Genomic DNA, 25,995 nt, shown 5'->3' with positions numbered 1-25,995 from the left:
TTCTGCTATGATTCCGCAATGACCGCTTTGGCGGCAAGGAGAACCTGACCGGATGTTCCGTCTGCTTGGCTGGCTGTTTGGCTTTGGCATGTTCCTCGCCCTTGGCGGGGTCGCGGTCGCAGCTGTCTATCTGGTGGCGGTGACGTCGCAATTGCCGGACTACACGGTGCTTCAGGACTATCAACCGCCGGTGACCACGCGCGTCCATGCCGCGGATGGCACGTTGCTGGCCGAATATGCCCGCGAGCGGCGCCTGTTCCAGCCTATCGAGACGGTGCCGCCGCTGCTGGTGCAGGCCTTCCTGTCAGCCGAGGACAAGGATTTTTACAGCCATAGCGGCATTGCGGTCGATGGCGTGATCCGGGCCTTTCGCGACAATGTGGTGGCGCGGCTGGATGGCAACAATTCCATCCAGGGCGGCGGTTCCTCAATCACCCAACAGGTGGCCAAGAACTTCCTGCTCACCTCGGAGCAGACCTGGGACCGCAAGATCCAGGAAGCGGTGCTGGCACTGCGGATCGAATCCACCTTCACCAAGGACAAAATTCTCGAACTCTATCTCAACGAGATTTTCCTCGGGCTCAATTCCTATGGGGTGGCCGCGGCGGCGCTCAACTATTTCGACAAGGCGCTCTATCAGTTGACCTTGCCCGAGGCCGCTTATATCGCGGCCCTGCCCAAGGGGCCGAACAATTATCATCCGTTTCGCCGGGTGGAGGCGGCCATCGAGCGGCGCAACTGGGTGATCGACCGCATGGTCGAGAATGGCTATGTAACCTATGAGGAAGCGGCCATCGCGCAGGGGGAGCCGCTGAATGTGATCCCCCGCGCCGCCGGCAGCCAGCTCTATTCAGCCGAATATTTCACCGAGGAAGTGCGCCGGGAGCTGGCTAAGCTCTATGGCGAGGACCAGCTTTACGGCGGCGGCCTTTCGGTGCGCACGACGCTGGAGCCGCGCCTGCAGGAATATGCTCGCCGGGCACTGATGGATGGCCTGGTCGAGTTCGACCATCAGCGCGGGTTCCGCGGTCCGGTGGCGAGCGTCGAGCTGGGCGAGGACTGGGGCCTGGCCGTATCGGCCATCGAGCCGTTGAGCGACGTGCCCGAGTGGCAGCTCGCGGTGGTGCTGGACGTCGGAAGCAACGAGGCGCGCATCGGACTGCGGCCCGACGACGATGTTGACGGAGCGATTACGACCAGCCGCATAGAAGGCACTCTGTCGGGCCCCGAAATCAAATGGATTTCCAAGCCTGTGCAGGACATTCTCAAAACCGGCGATGTCGTCTATGTCTCGCCGGTGGCCGGTCAGGGCGGTATCTATACGCTCGAACAGGTGCCTGAAATCGAGGGCGCGCTGGTGGCCATGGACCCGCGCACGGGGCGCGTGCTGGCCATGGTGGGCGGTTTCTCGTTCGCCGAGAGCGAATTCAATCGGGCCACGCAGGCTCTGCGCCAGCCGGGCTCGTCATTCAAGCCTATCGTCTATGCGGCCGCGCTCGACAACGGCTATACGCCGGCCTCGGTGGTGCTGGATGCGCCCGTGGAGGTTCGCATGGCGGACGGCTCGGTCTGGCGGCCGGAGAATTATGCGCAGGAATTCTATGGACCGCAGACGCTGCGACGCGGCATTGAGCGCAGCCGCAACGTGATGACGGTGCGGCTGGCGCGCGACATCGGCATGCCGCTGATCGCCGATTACGCCCAGCTCTTCGGAATTTACGACAATATGCAGCCCGTGCTGGCCATGGCGCTGGGCGCTGGCGAAACCACGGCCATGCGGATGACAGCCGCCTATGCCACTATCGCCAATGGCGGGCGCAAGATCGTGCCGACGCTGATCGATCGGGTTCAGGACCGATACGGAACAACTGTTTACCGCCACGACCAGCGGGTCTGCGATGGCTGCCAGGCCGCGGACTGGAATGGCCAGGGCGAACCCCGCATCATCGACAATCGACCGCAGGTGCTCGACCCGATGACTGCCTACCAGGTCACATCGATGATGGAAGGCGTGGTGCAGCGCGGCACCGGCTCCAAGGCAAGGGCTCTCAACCGGCCTGTTGCGGGCAAGACCGGCACGACCAATGACTACAAGGACGCCTGGTTCGTTGGCTTCACACCTGAAATGGCAGTCGGCGTCTATATCGGCTACGATCAGCCGCGTTCCATGGGCTCATCCTCCACCGGCGGCGACATGGCGGTGCCGATCTTTACCGATTTCATGAGTCGGGCCCTGCAAGGCAGGCCGCCGACACCGTTCAATGTGCCCACTGGCATGAGCACGGCCTGGATCAATCCTAGCACCGGGGTCAAGGCATTCGAGGGCGAGTCAGCGATTGCCGAGGCGTTCAAGCCTGGGACTGGACCCAATCTGATGACCTCGGTGATCGGGCTCGACGTGCAGGGTTTCGATGCCATCCAGCGCGAGCAGATGATGCAGCAGAACTATGGCAGCGGCTTCACCACAACGCAGCCGAGCGGAAATGGAACATTTCTCGATCCCAGTTTCGGCCCCGCTGAGAGCCTGCTCTAGTCGTCGGCGCGACGCTATCGCGACTGGTGAGATCGCGCTGCGCCCAGTTGCGCGCGCCAAATTTCTCGGTTAGGAACCGAGCCCGTGCCCCTCTGGCGGAATGGTAGACGCAGAGGACTCAAAATCCTCCGCTGCGAGGCGTGCCGGTTCGAGTCCGGCGGGGGGCACCAATCTTCCTGATAGCAATGGTCTTTATGCGCCCAGCCAGAGGCGCATGAGGTAGACGGTCAGTACACCGCTTGCCATGGCGGCGAACAGGTTTTTCGAGGCAATGAAGACTGCGCCCGTTGCGAGGGCGGCGATGGCCTCGGCGAAGCTGCCGGTGACGAGGGCCGGGGCGACCAGCGCGGCGAGGACGGCGCCGGGAATGTGGCGCAGCCAGGCGGCGGCAAAGCCCTCGCGCGGCAGGCGGTCAGCCAGCAGAAGGCCGCTGGCCTTGATGGCGATGGTGACCAGCGCCATGCCGAGAATGGCGATGACGGCTTCAGGACTGGCGTGCATGCTTGCGCACCTCGATTGCCGCGCCGGCGAGACTGCCGGCCAGACCGCCCACCAGAATGTGCCAGCTGCCCTCGACATATTGCGCCGTGAGGATGGCGGCGAGCGCCGCAACCAGCCAGGGGACAAGGTCGGCGCGGCCTTTCCACATGCCCAGCAAGAGGGCGAGGAAGGTGGCGGTGAAGGCGAAGTCAAGGCCCCAGCGCGCCGGATCGTCGATGGCCGAGCCCAGGCCATAGCCGATCAGATTGGTGCTCATCCATGAGACCCAGGCGAGGACGCCGCCACCTATGAGGAAAGCGACGCTGCCGCCACCGCGCGCCATGGCGGCGACCGTCATGGCCCAATTCTCGTCAGTGACCAGATACATGCTGAGTGCGCCGCGGCCGAGTTTGCCCGGTGGATAGAGTGGTCGCAGGGTGGCGGTCAGCAGCAGGTAGCGCAGGTTGACGATCAGTGCGGCCAGTATCAGCGGGCCGATGGGCAGGTTGGCGGGCGTCGACGTCCAGAGGTCGAGCGCCACGAATTGCGCTGAACCGGCAAAGACCAGGCCGCTCATCATCATGACCTCGGCCAGGCTCAGGCCAGCAGAACGGGCCAGCATGCCCCAGACCATGCCGTAGGTGGCCACGGATATGGCGACAGGAATGCAGGCGCGGGCGCCCGCAAAGAACCGGTCGGTAGCGGAGGTAGGGAACGCAGTGGCGTGAGACATGGTGATTGCTCTGTAACATGGAGTCGGGTGGCAGGAGCGATGACACTTGGTGATGGCGCTCATCTGCCATGGTGATGTCGCGGAGAATCGCCGATTGACGCCCCCGGGACGGAGGCGTAGAGAGCCCGCCGTCATTGCCAAGCCTCCAGCGCCCGTCCAGCCGGCATCCCTTTTTCGGGGTGTGAAGTGGTCCCTCCGGTGGTCTGAATATTGCTCAGACCTTTGCCGGCCCCGGGGCCCCGCGCGGTGACGCGCCCGATCAACGTCCTCCTGGAGTGTCCTCATGAACGCCGCGTCTACCCGCCCGCTCTGGCAGCGGTTCAGCCTGTTCCTCATTCCCCTGATGGCCTCCAATATCCTGCAGGCGCTCTCGGGTACGATCAATTCCATTTATGTGGGCCAGATGGTCGGGGTCGAGGCACTGGCGGCCATGGCCATCTTCTTTCCCATCATGTTCTTCCTGATGAGTTTCATCATCGGGCTCTCGGCCGGCTCGACCATCCTGATCGGGCAGGCCTGGGGCGCGGGCAATGTGGACAAGGTAAAGCAGGTCGCAGGCACGACACTGGCCGCTACCATGGTCCTCGGCCTCGTGGTGGCTATCGTTGGGGGCATCTGGACCGAGCAGGTCATGACCGTGCTGGGCGCGCCGGAAAACATCCGGCATCTCGCAGTGGGCTATGCGCGGATCGTCCTGATCGGCATGCCAAGCTTCTTCCTATTCCTGGTGGTGACTTCGGTGCTGCGCGGGGTGGGTGACACGATCACGCCCCTGTTCTCGCTGATCCTGTCAATGATGGTGAGTCTCCTGGTTACGCCGGCGCTCATCCAGGGCTGGTTCGGCCTGCCGAAGATGGGTGTCGATGCGGCCGCCATTGCCATGATCGCGGGCTTTATCACGGTGCTGGTGTTCCTCTTTGTCTATATGCGGGTGCGCAATATGCCGCTGGCGCCCGATGGCGTGTTGCTGACTGCCATGCTGCGCCCGGATTTCAAGCTGCTGGGCCTGATCCTCAAGCTGGGCGTTCCGGCGGGCATGCAGATGGTGATTTCATCGATTGCCGGCATCGTGGTGGTGGGCCTGGTCAACCGCTTCGGCTCGGACGCCACGGCGGCCTATGGGGCGCTGGGGCAGGTGATGAGCTATGTGCAGTTTCCGGCCATGTCGATCGGCATTGCCGCCTCGATCTTTGCCGCCCAGGCCATTGGCGCAAGGCAGAACGAGCATTTGGCGGCGATCACCCGGACGGCGCTGCTGCTCAACCTGATCATCACGGGTGGGCTGATCGTGCTGGCTTATCTGTTCAGCCAGCATGTGGTGGCGCTGTTCATCACCGACCCCGCCGTGGTCGACCTGACAGATACGCTTCTGCACGTCGTGCTGTGGAGCATTCTGTGCTTTGGATGGAGCGTGGTGTTTTCGGGCATCATGCGGGCCAGCGGCACGGTCTATGCGCCCATGGTGCTGTCGCTGGCCTGCATCCTGCTGATCGAACTGCCGGGTGCGATGTGGCTGAGCCAGACGAGCCTGGGGCTGACCGGCATCTGGATTGCCTATGCGGCCAGCTTCACCATGATGCTGGTGCTGCAGGCGTGCTGGTATCAGTTCGTGTGGAAGCGCAAGGCCATCGTGGCGCTGATCTAGGACACCGCATCAGTGTCAGTCTTCGCCCAGGGACATACGCAGGGCGCGCTTGCCGCCGGGGGCGAAGACGTCGATCTCGACGCTTACGGGCTCGTGCGCCATGCGGCGGGTGCGGGCCGACAGGGCCATGACCACGCCGAGCAGGTCGCCCACCGAGCGCTTCTGGCGGGGGGCGATGCGGTCGGTCATGCCCGCGAGCGCACGGTTGCGCATCCGCATGTCCGGCGAGGCGAGAGGCGAACGGCCCACGAAACTGGCCAGTTCGATTAGAGCGTTGCGGTCACTCATTGGGCTACTCCATACACAAGCACCAATTGCATTCCCCGGGACGGCAATACGCACCGTCCCACACGCCCGGCCGGCGGTTGATCCGCCGTGTCGGGAAGTCTTTTAGTCTCGCATCGGATGTGCCCGAAAACCGCGCAGCATTTTTCTGTCCGATGCCGGCGTCAGCTTTGCATCGCCAGGCAGGCCAGTTCCTGGTCCTTGAGGCGATTGCACATATTGGTCGCTGCATCGCGGTCGCCGAAACCGACGAAGCGGGCGCGATAGAAAATCTGTCCGTTCTTTTCGAAGCGCTCGACATAAGAGCGGAAATCACCGAGCGAGCCGACCTTGCCGGCGGCGTCGGAGAGCATGGTCCTTGCGCTGTCCTCGGAGGGGCCGGCACCGATCTGGACAACCCAGCCGGTGACTGGCGCAGCGTCAGCCACCGAGCCTGAATGCATCAGGTCGACCGGCTGGCCGGCGCCGCCGCTGACGTTGCCCGGGGGCAGCAGGGGCGAAGAGGGTGCAGTCTGGCCAAGGGCGGCCGGAGGGGCGCCCAGATTATAGGTTTCGCTCAGCCAGGCGCCAATGACGTCCTGGCTGGGATAGATCGGTTCGGCCTGGCTTGGCGCCGCCAACACCGTGGCAGCCTGGACGGCCGGCGAGAGCCCCAGATCGGTCGGGGCCGGAGTCGGCAGGCTGACAGGCGCGGCCGAAGCCACCGCGATCTGAGCCTGTGGCTGTGCGCCATTGTTGGCGACGAGAGCTGCCAGTCGGAAATCAGGCATCGGGGTGGGCATGGCAAAGGTCGGCTTGCGCGGCTGGGCCAAGGCAAACTGGGTATTGCCCTGGCGGCCCGGCACGGGAACCATGGCGGTCTGGAGGTAGTCGCCGCGGCGGCCCTTGGAGAGATAGTTCGAGACCAGCTGGCGGACTTTCTCGTCACGCGAGGCGGCGGAATTGAAACCGAAGGCGACCACGATGATGTGACGATTGTCCTTGCGGGCGGCGGTAAGAAGGTTGGAGCCAGCGGCGTTGATATAGCCGGTCTTGATGCCGTCGACGGCGCCCATATAGCCCAACACACGGTTGTGGTTGCCATAGGTCTTGCCGCCATAGCGAAACGCGGTGGTCTGGAACAGTTCGTAGTATTGAGGGAAGTGCTGGTAGATGGCCATGCCCAGGATGGCCTGGTCACGCACGGTGGTCACCTGGCCGCCATCGGGGAGACCGGAGGCGTTGCGATAGGTGGTGCTGGACATGCCCATGGCGCGGGCCGTGGCGGTCATGCGTTCGCCGAACTTGGACTCGGTGCCGGAAATGTGCTCGGCGATGACGCGGGCCATGTCATTGGCCGAAAGCGTCACCAGCGATTTCATGGCGTCCTCGACCGAAATGGTCGAACCGGCGCGGAGACCCAGCTTGGTCGGCACAGCGGAGGCCGCGTGGCGGGACACGGTCATCTTGGTGGAGAGGGAAAGATTGCCCGCCTGCAGTTCCTGGAACAGCACGTAAAGCGTCATCACCTTGGCGACGGAGGCCGGGTAGCGCCTCGAGTCGGCCTGGTCCTCATAGAGCACCTTGCCGGACTTGGCGTCGACGACGATGCCAGCATATTTGCGGAGATTCTCTATGGCATGGACCGGTGCCGCGGCGGATAGGCCGAGGGCAATGGTCACAAGCACAGCAGCGGTGGCGCGCAAAAACGTGACGCGCCAAGGGGTCTTTGCCAGGGAAATCACCCGGTACTCCAATTACTCAATCGGGCGAAAAGCCCGTACGCAACTCGTTTGACGCGGCCAGCTCTCGAGTGTCCCCAAACCCCGAAAGTCCAACCTTTCAGCAGGTTAGTCCGCTGCCGTTACGATTCCGTAAAATGCAATCGATTTGGTCAAGATCGTGACCGGAGTGCTACAAACGCAGGAAGGGAGCGGGTCAGCGGCGGCAAAACGGCGGCTAAATGGCCCGCAACGGGAACGGTCACAATTTCGGGATGGGATGGCCCTTAACACCGGCTCGATTTTGCCTACATAATGGGTCCAACCTCGCTGCTTCGTTTTCCCCAGGCGGCCCATTGCCATGACCAAGACTCCCAATCTGTCCGAACCAACCCTACCGTCGGCGTCCCTGCCCATGCCTTTGCGCGTGACAGCAGGTGCGAAGGACGCCAATACCGGCCGACCGGGCGGGAACGATGCCGACTTCGAAACCGGGACGGTGACCAAGACGCGTCCCAAAACCAAGCGCCCGAACCTTTATCGGGTGCTGCTGCTCAACGACGACTACACGCCGATGGAATTCGTCGTTCTGGTCCTGCAGGACGTCTTCAACAAGTCACGCGAAGACGCCATGCAGATCATGCTGCACGTGCACCAAAAGGGGGTGGGTGAGTGCGGCGTATATCCATACGAGGTGGCAGAGACCAAGGTCACCCGCGTGATGGATACGGCACGCAAGAACCAGCATCCGCTGCAATGCGTGATGGAAAAACAGTAGGAACATCATATGCCCTCATTTTCGCGCGGACTCGAAAAGGCCCTGCACCAGGCGATGAACCTGGCCCGTGAGCGCAACCATGAGTTCGCCACCCTCGAGCACCTGCTCCTGGCCCTGACGGACGATCGCGACACGGTGGCCGTGCTCACCGGTTGCGATGTCGATATCGATGCGCTCAAGAGCGACCTCGAAGATTTTATCAATGAAGAACTGGACAGCCTCGTGGTGCAGAACGGTCAGGATGCGCGACCGACCGCAGCTTTCCAGCGCGTCATTCAGCGCGCCGTGATTCATGTCCAGTCATCCGGTCGCGAAGAGGTTACGGGTGCCAATGTGCTCGTGGCGATCTTTGCCGAGCGGGAAAGCCATGCGGCTTATTTCCTCGAACAGCAGGATATGAGCCGGCTCGATGCGGTCAACTTCATCTCCCATGGCATCACCAAGTCGGGCCCGAGCGAGGAGCGCAAGGTGCGCGGCGCCGAGGATGGCGAGGGTGCTGCCGAGGGTGGGGTGGAAAACAAGAAGAGTTCGGCCCTTGCCGATTTCTGCGTCAACCTCAACGAGAAGGCAAAGGCAGGCAAGATCGACCCGCTGATCGGGCGCGATATTGAACTGCGGCGCACCATCCAGGTGCTGTGCCGTCGCTCCAAGAACAACCCGCTCTATGTAGGTGATGCCGGCGTGGGCAAGACGGCGATTGCCGAGGGCCTGGCGCGCAAAATCATCGAGGGCGATGTGCCGGAAGTGCTGAAGGAGGCGGTCATCTATGCGCTCGACATGGGCGCATTGCTGGCCGGCACGCGCTATCGCGGTGACTTCGAAGAACGCCTCAAGGCGGTGATGAAGGAACTCGAGAAGATGCCCAATGCGGTGCTCTTCATCGACGAAATCCACACCATGATCGGCGCCGGTGCCACATCAGGCGGGGCGCTTGATGCATCCAATCTCCTGAAGCCCGCCCTGGCGAGCGGGGCGATCCGCTGCATCGGTTCGACCACCTACAAGGAATATCGCCAGTTCTTCGAGAAGGATCGTGCCCTGGTGCGGCGTTTCCAGAAGATCGATGTCAATGAGCCGACGGTTCCCGACGCCATCGAGATCGTGAAGGGTCTCAGGCCCTATTTCGAGGAATTCCACAAGATCACCTATACCGATGATGCCCTCAAGGCCGCGGTGGAACTGAGCGCGCGCTATATCACCGACCGCAAGCTGCCGGACAAGGCCATCGACGTGATCGACGAGAGCGGCGCCAGCCAGAAACTCTTGCCGGAAGACCAGCGAAAGAAGGTCATCGATGTCGAAGATATTGAGACCACAATCGCCTCGATCGCACGCATTCCGCCCAAATCGGTCAGCAAGTCGGATGCTGAACTGCTGAGCGGGCTGGAGCGGAGCCTCAAGTCGGTGGTGTTTGGCCAGGATTCGGCGATCACAGCGCTGTCCTCGGCCATCAAGCTAGCCCGTGCGGGCCTGCGCGAGCCGGAAAAGCCGATTGGTTCCTACCTGTTCACCGGTCCGACCGGCGTGGGCAAGACGGAAGTCGCCAAGCAGCTGGCCGATACGCTAGGCGTGGAACTGCTGCGCTTCGACATGTCCGAATATATGGAGCGGCACACGATCAGCCGGCTACTCGGCGCCCCTCCCGGCTATGTCGGATTCGACCAGGGCGGGCTTCTTACAGATGGCGTCGACCAACATCCGCATTGCGTGGTGCTGCTGGACGAAATCGAGAAGGCCCATCCGGACCTCTACAATGTTCTGCTGCAGGTGATGGACCATGGCAAGCTGACCGATCACAATGGCAAGGCGGTGGACTTCCGCAATGTCATCCTGATCATGACCTCCAATGTCGGCGCCGCTGAACTGGCCCGTTCGCCCATCGGCTTTGGCCGCAAGCGCGAGCAGGGGGACGATGAAGAGGCGATCAACCGCACCTTCAGCCCCGAGTTCCGCAACCGGCTCGACGCCATCATCTCCTTTGCGCCGCTACCGCGAGAAGTGGTCGCTCGTGTGGTGGAGAAGTTCGTGTTGCAGCTCGAAGGTCAGCTGGCCGAGCGCGGCGTCACGATCAATCTGACGCCAGAGGCGGCCGACTGGCTGGCCGAGCACGGCTATGACGAGCGCATGGGCGCCCGCCCGCTGGGCCGGGTGATCCAGGAACATGTCAAGAAACCGCTGGCCGACCAGGTGTTGTTCGGCGAGCTGGTCAATGGCGGTTCCGTCACTGTCGCGGTGGTGGGCGAGGGGAGCGAGGCCAAGCTCGAACTGGTGGCGGTGCCGCCGCGTCCGGCCAAGCCCAAGGCACTGCCCAAGCCGAAGAAGCCAAAGGCGACAGTGGACAAGAGCTGAAGGTCTGATTGATCCGAGAATGAACGAAGGCCGGGAGTGATCCCGGCCTTCGCCTTTTCGCTGCGGCCCGGCGCGCCTCTGTCAGAGCTTTGCTGCGATGTGCTTGGCGAGCGCTGCGAGTTCCGCGTCATCGGCCTTGCCACCACCATGGGCGCCGAGGGGGACGCCTTCATAGGCGGGGATGACATGGAAGTGGAGATGGAACACCGTCTGGCCTGCCGGCGCTTCGTTGAACTGGGCGAGGCGAATGCCGTCGGCTTCGGTGGCCTGCTGTACCGCTCGGGCGATGCGCTGGACCAGCGGCATCACGGACGACAGGGCGGCGGGATCGGCATCAAGGAGATTGCGCGAGGCGGCCTTGGGAATGATCAGCGTATGGCCCCGGGACTGGGGGAAGATGTCCATCATCACCAGCGCGGTGTCATCCTCATAGACCTTGTGACAGGGCAGGTCGCCGTTGAGGATCTTTGCGAAGATGTTAGTGGGATCGTAGGTCATGTGGGCCTCGAATGGTTCTCGGGGGACGGGATCGGCGTCAGCGCTCCTGCCGCTCGCCTTTGCGGAAGGGGGTGAAGGTTTCGAGCAGTTCCTGCTGCTGCTCAACGGCGGGGCGTTCATCCTCGAGGTAATCCGCGATGGCGCGCCTGAGGCCGGGATGAGCGATCCAGTGGATGGAATGGGTGAGCACGGGCTCGTAGCCGCGGGCCAGCTTGTGTTCTCCCTGCGCGCCGGCCTCGACCACGGCCAGCCCGTTGGCGATGGCATAGTCAATGGCCTGGTAGTAGCAGACCTCGAAATGAAGGAAGGGCACGTCGCGGATGGCGCCCCAGTTGCGGCCATAGAGTCGGTCTTTGCCGCGGAAATTGATGGCGCCGGCAATGGGTGTGTCGCCATCATAGGCCAGCATCAGCACAATCCGGTCGGCCATATACTGCCCGAGCAGCGAGAAGAATTTGCGATTGAGATAGGGGCGGCCCCATTTGCGGGCGCCGGTGTCCTCGTAGAAGTCGTAGAAGGCGTCCCAGTGATGCTCTTTGAGGTCGCTGCCGCTCAGCCATTTCACCGTGATTCCATCCGCCAGCGCATCACGGCGTTCGCGGCGTATGGTCTTGCGCTTGCGGGAGGAGAGGGTTTCGAGGAAGTCCTCGAAGCTGGCATAGCCCTGATTGTGCCAGTGGAACTGGGTGTCGACACGGCGGAGCCAATCCAGAGAGCCGGCGAGTTCGGCTTCGGCCGTGGGCACGAAGGTCAGGTGGACCGAGGAGACATCGAGCCGCCCGGCGAGTTGCTGGGCGGTGGAGAGCAATGCTGCCTGCGCGTCGAGGCTTCCTGAGGGCACCAGCAGCTTTGGGGCGGTAGCCGGGGTGAAGGGCACGGAACCCTGAAGTTTTGGGTAGTAGTGGCCACCAGCACGCTCCAGGGCATTGGCCCAGCCGTGATCGAACACGTATTCACCCATGGAATGGGGCTTGAGAAACAGGGGTAGCAGGCCGACGGGGGTTCCGCTCTCGTCGTTGAGCAGGATGTGTTGCGCCTGCCAGCCGGTCTTGCCGGTGGCACAGCCGGATTCTTCGAGCGCCAAAAAAAAGGCGTGGTCGAGAAATGGGCTATCCGGAACGCCCGCGGTCGAGGCGACGAGACTGTTCCACACCGCAGCCGGAATGGAGGCCGTTGTGGGATGGATATTTGCCGTATAGCCGGGATCGGACAAGGGGACGAAAATCCGTCAATTGTGTCTGGCCGATATGGGAAGTGATGGCCCCGTATTCAACCGGGGCCGAGCGGGCTAAACTTCGACGATTGCTTCGATTTCAACGGCCGCGCCAAGGGGCAGGGAGGACACGCCGAAGGCGGCGCGGGCATGCTTGCCCTTGTCTCCCAGGACGCCAACGAGGAGGTTCGAGGCGCCATTGGCGACCAGGTGCTGCTCGAAGAATTCGGGCGTGGAGGCCACAAGCACTGTGAGCTTCACGATTCTCTTGATTTCGTGCAGCGGCACGCCGGCCATGTGCACCACCTGGGCCAGGATGTTGACGGCGCTGAGCTCGGCGGCATTGCCGCCCTGGACGACATTCATGTTCTCGCCCAGGCGTCCCTGGACGACACCGCCCTCATTGCTGGAGAGCTGGCCTGAAACATAGAGAAGGTTGCCGCTGCGGCTCACCGGCACATAGGAGGCCACTGGCGCCTTCGGGGCGGGAAGTTCATAGCCATATTCGCGGAGCTTTTCGATCGGGTCGGTCATCTGGTCTTGCCTTCGAGGTCGTCTGCTTCTTCTTCGGATATCGGGCCCACAGGTGTTTCGGGCCTGGATGTGTACAGCTTGCCGCGCACCACGGCGGCCCGGCCGAAACGGGTCCGGACCTTGTCCATGGCCCTTTCGGCTGCCGCCTTGCGCGCCACCTGCGGCTCGAGAAGATCACTCGGATCAGAGCCGTCGGCGCGGTCGAGACCCGATACGCCGATGCCGATCAGGCGGAACGGCGTGCCGTCGATCTCGCGCTGCAACAGCGTCATGCCCGCTTCGTAGAGCACATTGGCCAGCTGCGTGGGCATCATCAGGTGTCGGGCGCGCGTGCGCAACTTAAATCCGGCGGACTTGAGCTTCAAAGTCACAGTGTCGCCAACCAGTCCCTTGGCCTTTAGGCGCTCCGACAGGCGCTCGGAGCATTTGAGTAATTCGGTGGAAAGTTCGTCAAGCGTCGCCAGATCGCGGAAGAAGGTGGTCTCCGAGGAAACGGTCTTCATCTCTCCATCGATGGAGACGCGGCGGCTGTCCTGGCCCTGGGAGAGGCGCGCCAGGCGCGCGCCCGATTCTCCATAGAGCCGCATGAGCCGCGTGGGATCCTCCTGCTGGAGCTGGCCTATCGTGTGGTAGCCGTCCTTTTTCAGGGTTTCCGAAAACACCTTGCCGACGCCATAGATCAGGCTGATCGGCCTGGGCGCCAGAAAATCCAGCGTTTCGGCCTTGCCGATGACGGCGAAGCCGCGCGGCTTGTCGAGGTCGGAGGCGACCTTGGCGAGGAACTTGTTATGGCTGAGGCCGACCGAGATGGTGACGCCGATATCCTGCTCGATGGTGCGGGCGAAGCGCGCCAGGGTCAGGGCAGGGGGTGCCTTGTGGGTGCGCTCGGTGCCGGTCATATCCATGAAAGCCTCGTCGATGGAGATGGGCTCCACCAGTGGCGTCAGCGCATCCATATGGCGGCGGATCTGGCGGCTGACCTCGACATATTTTGCCATGTCGGACTTGATGATGACGGCGTCCGGGCAGAGCTCGCGGGCCTTGAACATGGGCATGGCCGAGCGCACGCCAGACTGGCGGGCAATGTAGCAGCAGGTCGAAACCACCCCGCGCTGGCCGCCGCCGATGATCAACGGTTTGTCGCGCAGGCTCGGATCGTCGCGCTTCTCGACTGAGGCATAGAAGGCGTCGCAATCGACATGGGCAATCGAGAGGGCAAAGAGCTCGTCATGGCTCCGGAGGCGCGGCGAGCCACAGGAAGGGCAGCGTTCGGGAACGGCAGCACTCGACCCGCTCGTCAGGCAATCACGGCAGAACCAGTCGGTCGCCATCTCACTGCGCCCGGTTCAGCCGATGCCAGACCCGCATGAAAGATTCCGGTGTCATTCCGGCATTGGCGCACAAAGCGAGCAGAATCGCTTCATTTGCTGCAAAATAGTCGATGAGGCCGTGCTGAAGGCGCACCGTGCCGACCGAAGCGCGCAGGGATTGCGGGTCAAACCCTGCGTGCTGCATGAAGGCCAGAAGCTCCTCGGGGTTCTCCGCGAGATAGCCCAGGCAGGCATCGGCAAGGGCGGAAACGTCCGGCGCGGTGCGGTCGGAAACGGACAAGTGGCGGCCTCATATGGTGTTTTGTTTAAGTTTCGATGCTAGCCCAGAAGCAACCGAATGCGAAGCTGCGCGCAATCGCGCATCCCGGTTTTCGGGCAGGGCGCCGGACAGGTGCCCAAGCGAGGTAGAATGCCCAAGAGTGTAATGATCGTCGAAGACAATGAGCTGAACATGAAGCTCTTCAACGATCTGCTGGAATCGCGCGGCTATAATGTCATCCAGACCCGCAGCGGCATGGAAGCGCTGGACCTGGCGCGGGCGCATATGCCCGACCTGATCCTGATGGATATCCAATTGCCCGAGGTGTCGGGACTGGTGGTGACCAAGTGGCTCAAGGATGACGAGCAGCTGGCCCATATTCCGGTGGTGGCCGTGACGGCCTTCGCCATGAAGGGCGATGAGGAGCGCATCCTGCAGGGCGGGTGCGAGGGTTATATTTCCAAGCCCATCTCGGTGTCTCACTTTCTGGAAACCATTGCCCAATATATTGGTCCGGCCTGAGCGAGCGCGCGGCTGCGCAAACGTTCACGCCTGGGCCTGACGCTGGCGCGTTGATTGCCAGCGGTTCGTGCAATAAATCCGGGGTAGTGTTGTGACCGCGCGCGTTCTGATCGTCGATGACATTCCAACCAATGTCCGCCTGCTCGAAGCGCGGCTGACAGCGGAATATTACGAGGTGCTGACGGCCAGTTCCGGCGCGCAGGCGCTGGACATCTGCCAGACCCAGGAAGTCGATATCGTCCTCCTGGACGTGATGATGCCGGAAATGGACGGATTCGAAGTGTGCCGGCGCCTCAAGGCCGATCCGCGCACCCATCACCTGCCTGTCCTGATGATTACGGCGCTCGACCAGACCTCGGACCGCGTCCAGGGACTGGATGCGGGTGCCGATGATTTCCTCAGCAAGCCTGTCGATGACACGCAACTGATGGCGCGGGTGAAAAGCCTGGTGCGTCTCAAGTCGCTGACCGACGAGTTGCGCGCCCGCGCGCTGACCGGCCAGCAGATTGCCATTGAAGATGCGCTGCGCGCCATGGACAGTATTTCGGCCAGTGGCGGCTCGATCCTGATCATCGACACCGACCGGCGCCATGCCGAGCGTATCAAGGGCTATCTGTCGCCTGACCACAAGGTCGATATCCTGACCGAACCTGCGGACGCCGTGTTCCAGGTGACGGGTGCCAGCTATGAGCTGGCGCTGGTCAGCATGAGTCTCGATGACTTCGACCCGCTGCGGGTGTGCTCGCAGGTCCGCACCGTGGATCACTCGCGCAATTTGCCAATCATCCTGATGGCTGACACCGCTGACAAGCCGCGGGTGGTGCGGGCGCTGGACCTGGGGGTCAACGACTTCATCAGCCGTCCGGTGGAGCGCAACGAGCTCATGGCGCGCGTCCGTACGCAGATCCGCCGGCACCGCTACGCCATGGAACTGCGCGAGAGCGTCAACAATACCATGGCCCTGGCCGTTACCGACGAGCTGACCGGGCTCTATAATCGCCGCTATTTCGACCGCCACCTCAATGTCATGCTGGGCAAGGCGCAGGAGCAGGAGCGCGACATGGCGTTGATGATCCTCGACATCGATCACTTCAAGGCGGTCAACGACAATCACGGCCATGACATTGGCGATGCGGTCCTGCGCGAGTTTGCAGCGCGGCTCAAGCGCAATATCCGTGGCGTCGACCTGGCCTGCCGGTTCGGCGGCGAGGAATTCGTCGTGCTGATGCCGGATACGGACACGATCCAGGCCGAAGCCGTGGCGGAACGAGTGCGCCAGTCCATGGCCGAGAAACTGTTCGAAGTCGGGACAGCGCGGCCGTTATCGGTGACGGTCTCGGTTGGCGTCTCTATCGGGGAGAGCCTGGCTGATAGCCCGGAAAGCCTCATCAAGCGAGCCGATGTGGCGCTATACCGGGCCAAGCGCGAGGGCCGCAATCGGGTCATTTTCGACGCGGCCTGAGTGGTGATGGCTAGGAATTCGTCCGTGCGACTGATGCAGCCGGAATGAAGGCTGGCGTCCTCGAACAGATCAAATCCCGGCTATTAGGGTTATTTGTTATAATTAACAAATGGTTGCTGGCTTGGAAGCGCTCGATTCGCTTGGCCTTTTCACGGGTTGAGACTAGGTTTCTTTTCAGACGGCCTTAGGAAATATCCCAAGGGCCTCGGGTCCCTACGGCCCATCTCAGGTCCGCCGCAACTCCTGAGTTCCGTAGGGCGGTTGGTCCGGACGCGGACAGAGTGGCCTCTTCGACATGCCGCTCCGGACCAGCCACTCTCTTCAAGTGGACGCGTTCTGCCAGTCACCTGTGGACGCAGTGACGCCCCATTCCTTGTGCAAGTGTCTCTGGCAAATGTGTGAGGAGTGGGGACGGAGAACCCGCGCCGCGCATGCCAGTTTCAACGATTTCAAAACAAAACCCCCGCAATCGCTTGCGGGGGTTTGTTCATGCGACAGGTGCGGCCAGATTACTTGATCTTGGCTTCCTTGAATTCAACATGCTTGCGCACGACAGGGTCGTACTTCCGGAAAGAGAGCTTCTCGGTCTGGGTGCGCGCGTTCTTCTTGGCGACATAGAAAAAGCCGGTGTCGGCCGTCGAGACGAGCTTGATCTTGATGGTGGCGGCCTTGGCCATTCTGTACGTCCTTCACAAAGCGAAAGGCGCTGCAACAGGGGCAGCGCCGGAATTTGAGCGCAACCTACGGATTTGCCGGCCGTTGTCAAGTGATTGAAGAGGCCCATGGAGGCTTTGATGACGGCGCCAATCGAATTGCTGCACAAACTCGATATCCATTCGGGCGATCGGCTCTGGCTGATCAATGCGCCGCAACTGCTGGCCGAAGAATTGAGCGCCGGCGCCGAGGTTGAAATCGTCCACGAGGATGACAGGCATAATGGTGTTCTCGCTTTTTTCGAGTCGCCCGCCGAAGTTGTAGCCCTGGCCGATCGCATTGTCGCTGACCTGGCAGAAGGCGCCGTTGTATGGGTGGCCTATCGCAAGGGGCCGGCCGGGCGATCTGCCGGACTGACCAGCGAAACGGGTTGGGCGCCCTTTGCGGAGGCCGGCTGGCAAGTCGTGCAAAAGGTGGTCATTGACGACGAATGGGCAGGGCTAAGATTCCGGCCCAGCCAGCCGTAACCGGTTCAGTCCTTCTGCCCGGTTCCAAAATCATACATGCGATTGGCCCATTGCAGGCCGACAATGGCGCCCTTTATCGAAGGCAACATGGCCAGAGGCAGGATGATGGCCATGGGGATGGCCATCAGGATATGGGTCAGAGGCGACACCTGGTAAGCCATTTCCATATGAAGCATCACGAAGATAATGATGTGGCCGACGATGGTGATGGCGATATATGGCGGGAAGTCGTCAGCGCGGTGGTGGTTGAGTTCCTCACCGCAGACATCGCACTGGTCAGCAACCTTCAGATAGGCGCGAAACATACGGCCTTGGCCGCAATGGGGACAGCTGCAGAGCGCGCCGCGCCACATCGAGCGACCTACAGGACGTTCGTCCGCGAGATACCGGGTCTGATCAGGCATGGCTTACCTCTTTCTCCGGCCTGAACCCTTCGAAGTCCTGGGGCCGAAGCTCTTAGATGGTCCCTTTGACGACCGCCTGCCAGATGGCGGATTGCCGCGCTTGCCTTCGGACAACAGTTCAAAGCGTAGCGCGCCGGCTACGGGTGCAGCTTCGAGCAACCGGACCTCAACGAGGTCACCCAGGGTAAAGGTTTCACCGGTGCGTTCACCGATCATGGCCTGCCGCTCCTCGACGTAGCGGTAATAGTCCTGACCGAGGGTCGAAGCCGGGATGAAGCCGTCGGCTCCGGTTTCGAGAAGGCGGATGAACAGGCCCGAGCGGGTGACGCCGGAGACGCGGCCCATGAAGCGGGCGCCAATGCGTTCGGCAAGAAACTGGGCCAGCAGGCGATCAGAGGTTTCGCGCTCGGCCAGCATGGCGCGGCGCTCGGTGGCCGAAATGTGCTGGGCAATGCCGGGAAGCTTGGCGGCCTCCTGGTCGGTCAAGCCGTCGTCGCCCAGCCCAAGGGCGCGGACCAGGGCGCGATGCACGATGAGGTCGGCATAGCGGCGGATGGGCGAGGTAAAGTGGGCGTAGCGGTCGAGGTTGAGGCCGAAATGGCCATAATTCTCGGCGGCATATTCGGCCTGGGCCTGGCTGCGCAGCACCATTTCGCTGACTTGCTCGACATTGCCGGCCTTGCGGGCCTGGCCGAGAATGCCGTTGAAGTCCGAGGCGCGGACGCTGTCTGATTTTTTCACCGATATGTCGAGGCTGCCGAGGAAATCGCGCAGGGCCTGGAGTTTTTCCGATGAGGGCTCGTCATGGACGCGATAGAGCAGGTCGCTGCGCTTTTGCTCCAGGGTCTCGGCGGCCGCGACATTGGCGGCGATCATCATTTCCTCGATCAGGCGATGGGCGTCGAGGCGTTCGGGGACGTGGATGTCGCGCACCATGCCCTTGTCGTCCAGCAGTATCTTGCGCTCGGGCAGGTCGAGATCGAGCGGACCGCGCTGGTCGCGGGCCGAGGCCATGGCCGCATAGGCATCCCAGAGCGGGCGCAGGATGGGGTCGAGCAGCGGTCCGGTCTGGTCATCGGCATTGCCGTCGATGGCGGCCTGAGCCTGCTGGTAGCTGAGCTTGGCGGCTGAGCGCATGAGGATGCGGTGAAAGCTGTGGCTCTTCTTGCGGCCATCGGCACCGAGCACCATGCGCACGGCGAGGGCGGCACGGGGTACGCCTTCTTTCAGCGAACAGAGTTCGTTGGAGATGCGCTCGGGCAGCATGGGGACCACGCGGTCGGGGAAATAGACCGAATTGCCGCGGATATAAGCTTCTCGGTCGAGTGGTGTACCGGGGCGGACATAGGCCGCAACGTCGGCAATGGCGACGGTGACGATGAAACCACCGGGGTTCCTCTCGTCCTCGTCTGGCGCGGCATGGACGGCGTCGTCATGATCCTTGGCATCGGCCGGATCGATGGTGATGAGCGGCAAGTCGCGCCAGTCTTCACGGCCCTTGAGGCTCGCTTCCTTCGCCTCTTCGGCCTCACGAATGACGCTTTGCGGGAAGACGTGGGGGATTTCGAGGTTGTGGATGGCAATAAGCGACACCGCGCCTTCCGAGGCCGGGTTGCCGATGACATTGGTGACACGGGCACGCGGGATCATGAGCCGGCCCGAGAACTTGACCTCGACCTCGACCAGATCGCCGTCGGCGGCGTCACCCAGATCGCCCAGGGCGATGCGCATTTCCTTCTGCTTGCGGTCGACGGGGACTAGACGCGCACCTTCGTTGTCCTTTCGGACGATGCCGATATGGGCGCGGCGCGGCTTGTCGAGCACCTTCATCGGTTTGGCGGTGTAGTCGGGGATGGTATCTTCGCCGGCGTCGATCCGCGCCAGGATGCGGTCGCCGGGGGCCGGGACAATGCGTGCGTGCGGGCTTGTCAGAACGCGGACGCGCGGGATTTCACCTTCCTCCGGGTTCCACTGTGCCGGGAAGGCGTGGAGGTTTTCCGGGTCCGCGTCACCGGGAATGTCGAGCACGGTGACATGGGGCAGGGCGGCGGTCCGGCGCAGCGCCTTGCGCGTGCGGGTGATGACGCCCTCGCCCTCCAGCTCGGCCAGCATCGCCTTGAAGGGGCGCCGCAGATCGCCGCGAATACCGAAGACTTTGGCCAGGTCGCGCTTGCCCTTGATGTCGTCCTGCTCGGCCAGCGCCTCAAGCAATTGCTCGCGCGTCGGCAAGAGATCAGCCACCGGCAGGCGGGGGCGCCTGGGGCCGGATGTGTTCTTCGGCTTTGTAGCCTTCGATTTTGCAGTCTTGGCTTTTGGGGGCTTGGTCATGAATAATCGTTCTTGAAATCTCAGCCCTATGTAGGGGATCGGCCGCACTTTGCCAAACAGGGCCGGCGCCTCTTAAGCGAGGAAATGGGTTCACCCTCTTGTGACATTGCCTTGTGAGAGGCTAGACCTTGGCGCAACGCCACAAGGAGGGGTTGCGTTCATGCCATCCGACATTCTGCTGCTGATCCTTGCGCTGGTGCTGGGTTATCTCTCGGGCTCCATCCCCTTTGGCCTCATTCTGACCAAGGCGGCCGGGCTGGGGGACATCCGTGATATCGGCTCTGGCAATATCGGGGCGACCAATGTGCTGCGCACCGGCAACAGGCCGGTGGCTGGGGCAACGCTGGTGCTCGATGCTCTCAAGGCAATCGCGCCCATCCTGGTGGCGCGCTATCTCTGGGGCGAGGATGCGGCGCGGGTCGCAGCGCTGGGGGCGTTCCTCGGGCATTGTTTCCCGGTGTGGATCGGCTTCAAGGGCGGTAAGGGCGTGGCGGTGATGATCGGCTCGCTGCTGGCGCTGAGCTGGCCCGCGGGCCTCCTCTTCTGCGCCGTCTGGCTGCTGATCGCCTTTACCCGCAAGATTTCGTCGCTGGCGGCACTGACGGCGGCAGCGACGGCGCCGATCTTTGCCTATGTATTCACCGGCGAGCGGCTGGCGCTGGTGGTCAGTGGACTGGCCCTGCTGCTGTTCTACCAGCACCGGGAAAACATTGGACGCCTGCTTAAAGGCACAGAGTCCACCATTGGTAGCAGCAAGAAAGAAGGCTGATGCAAGCGGGCCGTGTGACCAAGGTGCTCACGCCGGCCCAACGCATTGCCTGGTTGCGTCTGGTCCGTACCGACAATGTCGGCCCCGTGACCTTTCGACAATTGCTCAATCGCTTCGGGTCGGCCGAAGCCGCCATCGAGGCCTTGCCTGATCTCAGCCGCAAGGCTGGGCGGCCACTGCAGCCCATCAGCCAAGCTCGCGCCGAGGATGAGTTGGCGGGACTTTCCCGGTTCGGCGCGCGGCTGGTGGCCCAGGGCGAGGCAGACTATCCAGGTCATCTGCTCCATATTTCCGGCGCACCGCCGCTGATCACCATGGCGGGCGGAGAGCATCTCGATTGGCAGCGCACAGTCGGGATCGTAGGCGCGCGCAATGCGTCGTCCGCCGGTGTCAAGATGACCCGCATGCTGGCGACCGATCTGGGCGAGCGCGGCTATACGGTGGTTTCAGGGCTGGCGCGGGGGATCGATACGGCGGCGCACCGCGCCAGCCTCTCCAGCGGAACGGTGGCGGTACTGGCTGGCGGATTTGACCGCATCTATCCCGATGAGAACATTCCGCTCGCCCACGACATTCTCGACAATGGCGGGGCGTTGCTGACCGAAATGCCGCTGGGATGGGAGCCGCGGGCGCGGGATTTTCCCAGGCGTAACCGGTTGGTTTCGGGTCTGTCGCTGGGTGTTGTCGTGGTCGAGGCCGCGAAGCGCTCGGGTTCGCTGATCACGGCGCGGCTGGCGCTGGAACAGAACCGGGATGTGTTCGCGGTGCCCGGCTCGCCACTCGATCCGCGCGCGGAGGGTGGCAATGCGCTGATCCAGCAGGGAGCTCGACTGGTGACCAATGCCAACGACATCGTCGAGGTGTTGGGCAGTGCTGATCCGGCGCGCCACGCGCTGTTCGACCCGGAATGGCAGCCGGACGGGGTGGCGGCTGACGATGTCCAGCCCGCTGCGGACGAACGCGAGCGTCTGCTCGGGGCGCTCAGTTCAACGCCGGTAGAGGTCGATGAACTGATTGCGCAGACCGGTATCAGCCCACAGGCCATGCAGATCCTGCTGCTGGAACTCGATATCGGCGGGCAGGTCGAGTGGTCGAGCGGGCAATTGGTGGCGCTGCGCTACAGCTAGAGAAAGATCGGCTCTTCGTGGAGGTGGACGTTGAAGCGAGCCGAAACTGTCTGCTTCACATGCCCTGCCAGCGCTGCAACGTCGCCCTGCGTGGCGCCTCCGTGATTGACCACCACGAGAGCGTGGCGCTCGGACATGCCGACGGGCCCCATGCGGAGGCCCTTGAGGCCAGACTTTTCGATGAGCCACCCGGCGGAGAGTTTGGTGCGTCCATCGGGCTGAGGAAAATTGGGCACTGTTGAGAATTCGGCCAGTATGGGCTCGGCTTCGGCCAGCGCAACGATGGGATTCTGGAAAAAGGACCCGGCATTGGGATGGGTGCGCCAGTCTGGCAATTTGCTGGTTCGCAGGGCGATGACGCGATCCATGACCAGACGAGGTGTGATCTCTGCCATATCGGCTAGTTTCGAAAGGCCGGCAAAGCCCAGGTTGGGCTGCCAGCGCCGGGGCAGGGAGAGGCGAATTGAAAGCACGACGAAGCGGTTCGGCTGCTGCTTGAACAGGCTGTCCCGGTAGGCAAAGGCGCAGGCGGAACGATCGAAGACCAGAGTTTGCCCGCTTGTTCTGTCATAGGCGGTCAACGCATGGAAAAAATCGCCCAGCTCGGCCCCATAGGCGCCGATATTCTGCACCGGGGCGGCCCCGACGGTGCCGGGAATGAGGGCCAGGTTTTCCAGCCCGCCAAAGCCCTGTTCCACCGTCCAGGTGACGAATTCGTGCCACGTCTCGCCGGCTGCGGCTTCGACCAATGCGTGGCCGGCAGTCTCGTCAAGCACGCGACGGCCCTTGAGCGTCAGAAGAGCAGTGATGCCGTCGAACGCCTCGGACAGCACCACATTGCTGCCACCGCCAAGGATGCGGACCGGCAGGCCTCTTCTGGCTGCGGTCTCGAACAGGTCCGTCAGGATCGCGGCATCGTCGACCAGCAACCCGAAGCGGGAGCGGGCGCGCAGGGCGAGCGTGTTGCGGGCCGAAAGGTCGAAATCGGGAATCAGGGCAGCTGAGAGATCGGTCATATCGGCGCCTAGACACCATTGTTGAGGCCGGTTCGGCAAGTGCATGCTTGGGACGCCCGTTGACACCGGCATTGCGCTTCACCATGTTGCGCGCTCTTTAAGGTACAGTTGCGGAACGGATCCCTGCATGAAGGTCGTCGTCGTTGAAAGTCCGGCCAAAGCCAAGACAATCAACAAATATCTTGGCAAGGACTATGAAGTCCTGGCCAGCTTCGGCCATATCCGGGACCTGCCGGCCAAGGATGGTTCGGTGCGCCCTGACGAAGATTTCGCCATGTCCTGGGAAGTCGATACGGCGGCAAAAAAGCGCGTTGCCGACATTGCATCGGCCCTCAAGAGCGCCGACGGCCTGATCCTTGCCACTGACCCGGATCGCGAAGGCGAGGCCATTTCCTGGCATATCCTGGACGTGCTGCGCGCCAAGAAGGCGCTGAAAAAGGACGTGCCGGTGCAGCGCGTGGTGTTCAACGCCATCACCAAGGACGCCGTAACGGCGGCCATGGCCAATCCGCGCGATATCGACATGCCGCTGGTCGACGCCTATCTGGCGCGCCGGGCGCTCGACTATCTGGTGGGGTTCACGCTCTCGCCGATCCTGTGGCGCAAATTGCCGGGTTCGCGCTCGGCGGGGCGCGTGCAATCGGTGGCGCTGCGGCTGGTGTCGGACCGCGAAAGCGAGATCGAACGCTTTCGCGCCGACGAATACTGGTCGGTGGAGGCCAAGCTCAACGAAGGCGGCAAGAGCTTCCTGGCGCGGCTATTTGCCGTCGATGGCAAGAAGACCGACAAGCTCGACATCAAGACCGGCGAAGATGCCGGCGTGCTCAAAAACCTGATCGAGGGCGGCCAGTTCAACGTGTCCAACGTTGAAAAGAAGCCGACCAAGCGCAATCCCTACGCGCCCTTCACCACATCGAGCCTGCAGCAGGATGCGTCGTCGCGGCTGGGACTGTCGCCCAACCGAACCATGCAGATCGCCCAGCGCCTCTACGAGGATGGGTTGATCACCTATATGCGTACCGACGCCGTTCAGATGGCGCCCGAGGGCATTGCCATGGCCCGATCGGTGATCGGGAAATATTTTGGCGAAGACTATCTCCCCGAAAAGGCCCGAATCTACCAGACAAAGGCCAAGAACGCGCAGGAAGCACACGAAGCCGTCCGCCCGACCGACATGTTCAAGCGGCCGGAAAGCCTGAACCTGGATGCCGACCAGTCCAAGCTCTATGGCCTGATCTGGCGCCGTACGCTGGCCTCTCAGATGAAATCGGCCGAGATCGACCGCACCAGCGTGGACATCGCTGTCAATGTGCCCGGCCGCGCCGTGACCCTGCGCGCCACCGGCTCGGTGGTAACCTTCCCAGGCTTTCTGACGCTCTATGGCGTCGAGGCCAAGGGCGACGAAGACGAGGCCGACGAGGATGGCCGGGAATTGCCGCCTCTCGCCGTGGGTGACAAGCCGAAACTTGAAAAAGTCGAGATCGAACAGCATTTTACCCAGCCGCCGGCCCGCTATACCGAAGCGAGCCTGATCAAGAAGATGGAAGAGCTGGGCATCGGCCGGCCCTCCACCTATGCGGCGACGCTGACCACGCTCAAAGACCGCGACTATGTCCGGCTCGAGGGCAAGGCGCTGCATCCCGAGGATCGCGGGCGCATCGTGACCTCGTTCCTCGAAAGCTTTTTCTCCCGCTATGTGGAATATGGCTTTACCGCCGGGCTCGAGGAGCAGCTGGACCAGGTTTCAGCAGGCGAACTCGACTACAAGGTGCTGCTGCGCGATTTCTGGAAGGACTTCACGGTCGCGACCGAGGAAATCAAGGATCTGCGCGTCTCCGAGGTGCTGGATGCCCTCAATGACATGCTGGCCGACCATATCTTCCCGGCCAAGGAAGACGGCTCGGATCCGCGCCGTTGCCCCACCTGCGGCACCGGCACGCTGTCGCTGAAGCTGGGCAAGTTCGGTGCCTTCATCGGCTGTTCCAACTATCCCGAATGCAAGCACACGATGCAGCTTTCGGATGCGGCCTCAGGGCAGTCGTCCGAAGCCTCGGCAGGTGACGGCGTGCTGGGCACGGACCCCGAGAGCGGGGAAGAGGTTCATCTCAAGTCCGGTCGGTTCGGGCCCTATGTGCAATTGGGCGAAGGCAAGGAGCCGAAGCGCTCATCGTTGCCCAAGGGCTGGGAGGCTGCGAGCCTGACACTGGAAAAGGCGCTGCAATTGCTGTCCCTGCCACGCGAAGTGGGGCTGCACCCGGAAACCGGCGTGATGATTTCAGCTGGCCTGGGGCGGTATGGACCGTTCCTGCTGCACGACGGCAAATACGCCAATCTGCCCGATGTGGAAGAGGTATTCACGGTGGGGCTCAATCGCGCCGTGGACCTGATTGCGCAGAAGGCCGCCAATGGCGGCCGTGGTGGACGTGGGGCGGCAGTGGCCGCCATCCAGACCTTCGAGCACGATGGCGGGCCGATCACGGTACGCGCCGGGCGCTACGGTCCCTATGTGAACCAGGGCAAGGTCAATGCGACGCTACCCAAGGACCTGAAGCCCGAGGATGTCACGGTCGAGCAGGCGATTGCCCTGATCGCGGCGCGGGCAGAAGCGACTGGCGGCAGGAAGAAGGCGCCAGCGAAAAAAGCTGCGGCGAAGAAACCGGCTGCTAAGAAGCCGGCAGCCAAGAAGGCGCCGGCCAAGAAGCCGGCAGCCAAGAAGATCGCAAAGTCGGAAGACGTGCCCTTCTGAGGCAGGCCTTCCTGCCCAACGACCGTCACCCTCGAGCTCGACCCGAGGGGGCTGCACTTACAATAGCGCGGCAAGGTAGAGCCCTCGGGTCAAGCCCGAGGG

General features: G+C 62.7%; 23 protein-coding genes and 1 tRNA gene. 11 read left to right on the top strand and 13 right to left on the bottom strand.

Annotated elements, in window-relative coordinates:
* The first annotated feature begins 52 nt into the window (after positions 1-52).
* Positions 53-2,533, top strand: a complete 2,481-nt coding sequence (locus ACXYMS_RS12440; protein WP_458906712.1) for a penicillin-binding protein 1A — start codon at positions 53-55, stop codon at positions 2,531-2,533.
* A gap of 86 nt (positions 2,534-2,619) precedes the next feature.
* Positions 2,620-2,703: transfer RNA gene (locus tag ACXYMS_RS12435), tRNA-Leu, on the top strand.
* Positions 2,704-2,725: 22 nt separating this feature from the next.
* Here ACXYMS_RS12435 and ACXYMS_RS12430 read toward each other — a convergent pair.
* Together ACXYMS_RS12430 and ACXYMS_RS12425 are read right to left on the bottom strand one after the other, a co-directional pair.
* Entirely contained in the window at positions 2,726-3,034 is a 309-nt protein-coding gene (locus ACXYMS_RS12430) for an AzlD domain-containing protein (protein WP_458906711.1), read from the bottom strand.
* Positions 3,018-3,746, bottom strand: a complete 729-nt coding sequence (locus tag ACXYMS_RS12425; protein ID WP_458906709.1) for an AzlC family ABC transporter permease — start codon at positions 3,744-3,746, stop codon at positions 3,018-3,020. Before ACXYMS_RS12425 ends, ACXYMS_RS12430 begins: the two co-directional genes overlap by 17 nt.
* A 283-nt stretch (positions 3,747-4,029) precedes the next feature.
* Between ACXYMS_RS12425 and ACXYMS_RS12420 the strand changes: the two genes are divergently transcribed.
* Positions 4,030-5,391, top strand: coding sequence for an MATE family efflux transporter (locus ACXYMS_RS12420; protein ID WP_458906707.1), 1,362 nt, complete (start codon positions 4,030-4,032; stop codon positions 5,389-5,391).
* A gap of 15 nt (positions 5,392-5,406) precedes the next feature.
* Here ACXYMS_RS12420 and ACXYMS_RS12415 read toward each other — a convergent pair whose 3' ends face one another.
* The gene (locus tag ACXYMS_RS12415; protein WP_458906705.1) at positions 5,407-5,679 is read right to left on the bottom strand and encodes a hypothetical protein; all 273 of its coding nucleotides are present in this window, start codon (positions 5,677-5,679) and stop codon (positions 5,407-5,409) included.
* A 161-nt stretch (positions 5,680-5,840) separates the two neighbouring features.
* Positions 5,841-7,400: a serine hydrolase gene (locus tag ACXYMS_RS12410; protein WP_458906703.1), complete on the bottom strand. Its 1,560-nt coding sequence runs from the start codon at positions 7,398-7,400 to the stop codon at positions 5,841-5,843.
* A 337-nt stretch (positions 7,401-7,737) separates the two neighbouring features.
* Here ACXYMS_RS12410 and clpS point away from each other — a divergent pair, with 337 nt between their 5' ends.
* Both clpS and clpA read left to right on the top strand, forming a co-directional pair.
* Positions 7,738-8,154 (top strand): ATP-dependent Clp protease adapter ClpS, encoded by a 417-nt coding sequence (gene clpS, locus ACXYMS_RS12405; RefSeq protein ID WP_458906701.1) that lies wholly within the window; start codon positions 7,738-7,740, stop codon positions 8,152-8,154.
* Positions 8,155-8,163: 9 nt separating this feature from the next.
* The gene (clpA, locus tag ACXYMS_RS12400) at positions 8,164-10,503 is read left to right on the top strand and encodes an ATP-dependent Clp protease ATP-binding subunit ClpA (protein WP_458906699.1); all 2,340 of its coding nucleotides are present in this window, start codon (positions 8,164-8,166) and stop codon (positions 10,501-10,503) included.
* Positions 10,504-10,584: 81 nt separating this feature from the next.
* Here clpA and ACXYMS_RS12395 read toward each other — a convergent pair whose 3' ends face one another.
* The 5 genes from ACXYMS_RS12395 to ACXYMS_RS12375 form a co-directional block, all read right to left on the bottom strand.
* Positions 10,585-11,001, bottom strand: a complete 417-nt coding sequence (locus ACXYMS_RS12395) for an HIT family protein (protein ID WP_458906698.1) — start codon at positions 10,999-11,001, stop codon at positions 10,585-10,587.
* A gap of 37 nt (positions 11,002-11,038) precedes the next feature.
* Positions 11,039-12,214, bottom strand: a complete 1,176-nt coding sequence (locus ACXYMS_RS12390) for a GNAT family N-acetyltransferase (protein ID WP_458906696.1) — start codon at positions 12,212-12,214, stop codon at positions 11,039-11,041.
* 75 nt (positions 12,215-12,289) lie between these two features.
* On the bottom strand, positions 12,290-12,748 hold the full coding sequence (locus ACXYMS_RS12385) for a RidA family protein (protein ID WP_458906694.1): 459 nt from the start codon (positions 12,746-12,748) through the stop codon (positions 12,290-12,292).
* Positions 12,745-14,079 carry a DNA polymerase IV gene (locus ACXYMS_RS12380; protein ID WP_458906692.1) on the bottom strand — a complete coding sequence of 445 codons (1,335 nt, stop codon included), beginning with the start codon at positions 14,077-14,079 and terminating at the stop codon, positions 12,745-12,747. Before ACXYMS_RS12380 ends, ACXYMS_RS12385 begins: the two co-directional genes overlap by 4 nt.
* Position 14,080: 1 nt before the next feature.
* On the bottom strand, positions 14,081-14,359 hold the full coding sequence (locus ACXYMS_RS12375; RefSeq protein WP_458906690.1) for a DUF3572 family protein: 279 nt from the start codon (positions 14,357-14,359) through the stop codon (positions 14,081-14,083).
* 129 nt (positions 14,360-14,488) lie between these two features.
* On the opposite strand from ACXYMS_RS12375, the gene ACXYMS_RS12370 reads away from it, so the two are divergent.
* Entirely contained in the window at positions 14,489-14,860 is a 372-nt protein-coding gene (locus tag ACXYMS_RS12370) for a response regulator (RefSeq protein ID WP_254672876.1), read from the top strand.
* Between the two features lie 91 nt (positions 14,861-14,951).
* Complete coding sequence (locus ACXYMS_RS12365) at positions 14,952-16,322, top strand: PleD family two-component system response regulator (RefSeq protein WP_458906688.1); 1,371 nt, start codon at positions 14,952-14,954, stop codon at positions 16,320-16,322.
* 509 nt (positions 16,323-16,831) lie between these two features.
* On the opposite strand, the gene rpmG is transcribed toward ACXYMS_RS12365, so the two are convergent.
* Positions 16,832-16,999, bottom strand: a complete 168-nt coding sequence (rpmG, locus tag ACXYMS_RS12360) for a 50S ribosomal protein L33 (protein WP_254672878.1) — start codon at positions 16,997-16,999, stop codon at positions 16,832-16,834.
* 117 nt (positions 17,000-17,116) lie between these two features.
* Between rpmG and ACXYMS_RS12355 the strand changes: the two genes are divergently transcribed.
* Positions 17,117-17,503, top strand: a complete 387-nt coding sequence (locus ACXYMS_RS12355) for a hypothetical protein (protein WP_458906686.1) — start codon at positions 17,117-17,119, stop codon at positions 17,501-17,503.
* Positions 17,504-17,508: 5 nt separating this feature from the next.
* Here ACXYMS_RS12355 and ACXYMS_RS12350 read toward each other — a convergent pair whose 3' ends face one another.
* Positions 17,509-17,907 (bottom strand): DUF983 domain-containing protein, encoded by a 399-nt coding sequence (locus ACXYMS_RS12350; RefSeq protein WP_458906684.1) that lies wholly within the window; start codon positions 17,905-17,907, stop codon positions 17,509-17,511.
* A 3-nt stretch (positions 17,908-17,910) separates the two neighbouring features.
* Positions 17,911-20,235, bottom strand: a complete 2,325-nt coding sequence (gene rnr, locus ACXYMS_RS12345) for a ribonuclease R (protein WP_458906683.1) — start codon at positions 20,233-20,235, stop codon at positions 17,911-17,913.
* A gap of 160 nt (positions 20,236-20,395) precedes the next feature.
* Here rnr and plsY point away from each other — a divergent pair, with 160 nt between their 5' ends.
* Both plsY and dprA read left to right on the top strand, forming a co-directional pair.
* Positions 20,396-21,004 (top strand): glycerol-3-phosphate 1-O-acyltransferase PlsY, encoded by a 609-nt coding sequence (gene plsY / locus ACXYMS_RS12340; protein ID WP_458906681.1) that lies wholly within the window; start codon positions 20,396-20,398, stop codon positions 21,002-21,004.
* Positions 21,004-22,131, top strand: coding sequence for a DNA-processing protein DprA (dprA, locus tag ACXYMS_RS12335; protein ID WP_458906680.1), 1,128 nt, complete (start codon positions 21,004-21,006; stop codon positions 22,129-22,131). Before plsY ends, dprA begins: the two co-directional genes overlap by 1 nt.
* On the opposite strand, the gene murB is transcribed toward dprA, so the two are convergent.
* Positions 22,128-23,147 carry a UDP-N-acetylmuramate dehydrogenase gene (gene murB, locus ACXYMS_RS12330; protein ID WP_458906678.1) on the bottom strand — a complete coding sequence of 340 codons (1,020 nt, stop codon included), beginning with the start codon at positions 23,145-23,147 and terminating at the stop codon, positions 22,128-22,130. The genes dprA and murB overlap by 4 nt on opposite strands.
* 127 nt (positions 23,148-23,274) lie before the next feature.
* Between murB and topA the strand changes: the two genes are divergently transcribed.
* Entirely contained in the window at positions 23,275-25,893 is a 2,619-nt protein-coding gene (gene topA / locus ACXYMS_RS12325; protein WP_458906677.1) for a type I DNA topoisomerase, read from the top strand.
* Positions 25,894-25,995 lie beyond the last annotated feature (102 nt).

It is taken from the genome of Devosia sp. CAU 1758, assembly GCF_054482695.1.
This window is presented reverse-complemented; position numbering and strand designations above follow the sequence as displayed.